This window comes from Massilia sp. CT11-108, assembly GCF_047302915.1.
GTDB classification, from domain to species: Bacteria; Pseudomonadota; Gammaproteobacteria; order Burkholderiales; family Burkholderiaceae_D; genus Telluria; species Telluria orientalis.
In genome coordinates this window covers 1-4252 of record NZ_JBKYMO010000473.1, presented here as the reverse complement: position 1 = coordinate 4252, position 4252 = coordinate 1, and the positions used below count along the sequence as shown (strand labels likewise).

At 69.0% G+C, this 4252-nt stretch carries 4 protein-coding genes; all 4 read left to right on the top strand.

Features of this window, described 5'->3' with window-relative positions:
- The coding region (locus tag ACEN88_RS25645; RefSeq protein ID WP_413344206.1) for an alpha/beta hydrolase family esterase at positions 1-958 on the top strand (958 nt) is incomplete at its 5' end.
- A gap of 109 nt (positions 959-1067) precedes the next feature.
- A complete protein-coding gene (locus tag ACEN88_RS25640) occupies positions 1068-2279 on the top strand; it encodes a benzoate/H(+) symporter BenE family transporter (RefSeq protein ID WP_413344205.1) in 1212 nt (403 codons plus the stop codon).
- Positions 2280-2291: 12 nt separating this feature from the next.
- Positions 2292-3635 (top strand): MFS transporter, encoded by a 1344-nt coding sequence (locus ACEN88_RS25635; protein WP_413344203.1) that lies wholly within the window; start codon positions 2292-2294, stop codon positions 3633-3635.
- Between the two features lie 88 nt (positions 3636-3723).
- Positions 3724-4252, top strand: a 529-nt coding sequence (locus tag ACEN88_RS25630; RefSeq protein ID WP_413344202.1) for a porin, incomplete at its 3' end; no start/stop codon positions are given.

Below are 4252 nucleotides of genomic sequence, written 5' to 3'. Positions count from 1 at the left end.
TCCACCACCTGGTCGTCCTCGCCCTGGATCAGCAGCGCCGGCAACCGGCAGGTGGCTGGCGGGCCGGTTCCCGCTGCCCGCGACGCAGGGCCAGGCAGTCGCACGCGACATGCAATACTGGCTGTACCTACCGGACCGCGTGCGGGACGAGCAGCCGCTTGGCGGCTGGCCGCTCGTCGTGATGCTGCACGGCTGCCACCAGAGCGCCACGCAGTTCGCGCAGGGCACGCGCATGAACCACGTGGCGGAGAACAAGGGGTTTGCCGTGCTGTACCCGCAGCAGTCGGTGACGGTGCAGGCGCAGCGGTGCTGGCGCTGGTACGACCGGGCCACGCAGCAAGGCGGTGGAGAAACCGGGGCGCTGGCGTCGTTGATCGGGACCGTGTGCGAAAGGTATCCCATCGACCGGCGCCGGATCTATGCATGCGGGCTTTCCGCCGGTGCGGGGATGGCGGCGATATTGGCAACCAACCATCCGGAACTCATTGCCGCGGTCGCGCTGCATTCGGGCCCCGTGTTCGGCGCGGGGCATGGCCCTCTCGGCGCCTTGCGCGTCATGCGCCATGGCGCCCCGGAACAGGCCGACGCTGCCATTCGCAACCTGTTGCGCGGCCGCCCAGCCGTACCGATGCCGGCGCTGCTGATCCAGGGCGAGGACGACCAGGTGGTGGATCCGGTGAACCAGCGGCAGCTGGCACGCCAGTGGCTGCAATTGAACGGGTTGCCCGCAGGCCCGGCGACGCGGATCGCGGCGAAGCCCGCGGGCCGGGGCTGCAGCCGCAATGCGCATGAAATCCACGACTACCTCGTGGGGCGCAAGGTCGTGCTGCGCGTGGTGCGCATCCTCGGCCTGGGTCATGCATGGAGCGGCGGCGACCCGGCACACGCCTTCAATGCGAAGGCAGGGCCGGATGCCAGCCGTATGGTGCTCGACTTCTTCGGCCGGCATCGGCGTTGACGGCAATAGTCATACCCATCAGGTATCGAATGGATACCAAATCGGTCTTGGACGCGCCTGTGCAATCTCTCTACCCTTGGTCCCGATAACGATAAGACAAGGAGACCCCATGGGCACAGGACAGGTGGAGTGCGCCGCCGTACGCGGACGGCGCTGGTCCGACGGATCCCTGTCGGCCGTGGCCGCGGGCTTCCTGGCCGTGCTGGTCTCGTTCTCCGGGCCGCTGGCGATCTTCTACCAGGCCGCGCAGGCGGGCCGCATGCCGGACGCGATGTTCGCATCGTGGGTGTGGGGCATCTCGGTCGGCGCGGGCATCGCCGGCATCGTCCTGAGCTGGCGCCTGCGCGTACCCGTCATCACGGCGTGGTCGGCGCCCGGCACGGCGCTGCTGATCACGCTCTTTCCCCAGTTGCCGCTGGCCGAAGCCGTCGGGGGCTATCTCACCGCGGCCGCCATCCTGCTCGCGATCGGCCTGTCCGGTTCCCTCGAACGCATCATGGCCCACGTACCGAAAGGGATCGCCAGCGGCATGATGGCCGGGATCCTCGTACCGTTCGGGATGAACGCGTTCAGGACGGCCGGCACGCTGCCGCTGCTGGCGTTCGGCATGATTGCCGCGTACCTCGTGTTCCGGCGCGCCGTGCCGCGCTACGGCGTGGTGCTGCTGCTCGGCGCCGGCACCGGCATCGCGTGGCTGTCCGGCGCGACGCATTTTGCCGCAGTCCGCTTCGAGTTCGTCGTGCCGTCGGTGATCGCGCCCGCGTGGAGCTGGACCGGCACGTTCAGCCTCGCGCTGCCGCTCGTGCTGGTGACCCTGACCGGCCAGTACCTGCCCGGCATGGCGGTGCTGAAGACGTCCGGCTACGCCACGCCGGCGCGGCCGGTGATCGTCACGTGCAGCCTCGTGTCGCTGGCGGTCGCGTGCACGGGCGGCATCACGATCGCGCTCGCCGCCATCACGGCCGCGATGTGCACGAGCCGCGACGCGCACGAGGACCCGCGCCGCCGCTACGTGGCCGGCATCGCCAACGGCGTGTTCTACCTGCTCGCCGGCCTGTGCGGCGGGTCCATCGTCATGCTGTTCGCCGCGCTGCCGAAGGAACTGATCGTCTGCCTGGCGGGACTGGCGCTGCTGGGCGCGATCGGGTCGAACCTCGCCGGCGTGATGGCGGCCGAGGACCACCGCGAAGCCTCGGTGATCGCCTTCCTCGCCACCGCGTCCGGCATGACTTTCCTCGGCCTCGGCGCCGCGTTCTGGGGCGTCGTCATCGGCATGGCGGCGCACCGCATCCTGCATCACCCCACGACAACACATCCATAAGGAGACAATCGCATGCGGCACATCGACATCCACGCACTGGCCGACGGGGCCAGGTTCAACCGCTTCCACGCCGGCATCCTCGCGTGGTGCGCGCTCATCATCATCTGCGACGGCTACGACCTCGCCGTGGCCGGCATCGCGCTGCCGTCGATCATGAAGGAGATGGGCGTGACGGCGCAGAACGCCGGCTTCATGGTCAGCTCCGCGCTGTTCGGCATGATGTTCGGCGCGATCTTCCTCGGCACGATCGCCGACCGCATCGGCCGGCGCCACGCCATCGTCATCTGCCTCGCGCTGTTCAGCGTGTTCACGGCCGCCGCGGGCATGAGCAGCGATCCGTACGTGTTCAGCGCGATGCGCTTCCTGGCGGGCCTCGGCATCGGCGGCGTGATGCCGAACGTGGTCGCCCAGATGACGGAATATTCGCCCAGGCGCATCCGCGCCACGATGGTCACCCTGATGTTCAGCGGCTACGCGGTGGGCGGCATGCTGGCCGCGCTGCTGGGCAAGGGACTGATCGAGCACCACGGCTGGCAGTCCGTATTCCTCGCGGCCGGCGTGCCGGTGTTGCTGATCCCGTTCATCCTGAAAAGCCTGCCGGAATCGATGCCGTTCCTCGTGCGGCGCAACCGGCTGGCCGAATTGCAGCGCACCCTCGCGCGCATGGAGCCGTCGTACCGCGCGCAAGCCGGCGACCGCTTCGACCTGCCCGCCGCGGACCGCGCGCAGGGCGCCCCGATCGGGCAGCTGTTCCAGGACGGCCGCGGATTCTCCACCGCGATGTTCTGGATCGCCTTCTTCATGTGCCTGTTCATGGTGTACGCGCTGAGCTCCTGGCTCGCCAAGCTGATGGCCGGCGCGGGCTACAGCCTCGGGTCCGCGCTGACCTTCGTGCTCGTGCTGAACTTCGGCGCCGTCATCGGCGCGGTCGGCGGCGGCTGGCTCGCCGACCGCTTCCACATCAAGTACGTGCTGGTGGCGATGTATGCGCTGGCCGCCGTGTCGATCACGCTGCTGGGTTATCCGGTACCCACGCCCGTGCTGTTCGTGCTCGTGGGCCTTGCCGGTGCATCGACGATCGGCACGCAGATCGTCACCTACGCCTATGCCGGCCAATTCTATCCGACCGCAATCCGTTCGACCGGCATCGGCTGGGCCTCCGGCGTGGGCCGCAGCGGCGCCATCCTCGCGCCGATCGTCATCGGCACGCTCGTCGGCATGGCGCTGCCGCTGCAGCAGAACTTCCAGGCGATGGCCATCCCGGCCGTCATCGCCGCCGTGTCGGTCGCGCTGATCCGCCACGGCCGCTCGGCGTCCGCCGTGCCGCAGCACACTGGCGTCGTCGCCGAAGCCTGACCCGATTCCCTTCCAACGTTTTTCATGGGTGCGCGGCATCCAGGGCGGCGCTTTGTCGTCGCCCGAACAACAACCAACAGGAGACATGATGAAAAAGGCAGTAGCGATCGCCCTCGCGGCGGGTCTGGGAGCGGGCGGCGCGCAGGCGCAAAGCCAGGTGACGGTGTACGGCATCGTCGACGTGGCGCTGGCGCACATGAACAACGCGGACGCGGCGGGCCACAGCGTCACGCGCGAACCGTCGCTGACGGGCAGCCTGCCGTCGCGCATCGGCTTGCGCGGCAGCGAGGACCTCGGCGGCGGTCTCTCCGCCGTGTTCAACCTGGAGAGCGGCTTCAACCCGGACGTCGGCACGCTGGGGCAGGGCGGCCGTTTGTTCGGACGCCAGGCGTGGGTCGGCCTGCGCGGCCGCTGGGGCACGGTGCAGCTGGGCCGCATCCTCAACATGACGTATCTCGCCACGATGAAGAGCGACGTGCTGGGGCCGAACCTCTTCTCGATCAACAGCATCGATCTGTATCTGCCGAACGCGCGCAGCGACAACGCGATCGGCTATCTCGGCACGTTCGACGGCGTGACGGTCGGCGCCACGTGGAGCTTCGGGCGCGACGCGTCGG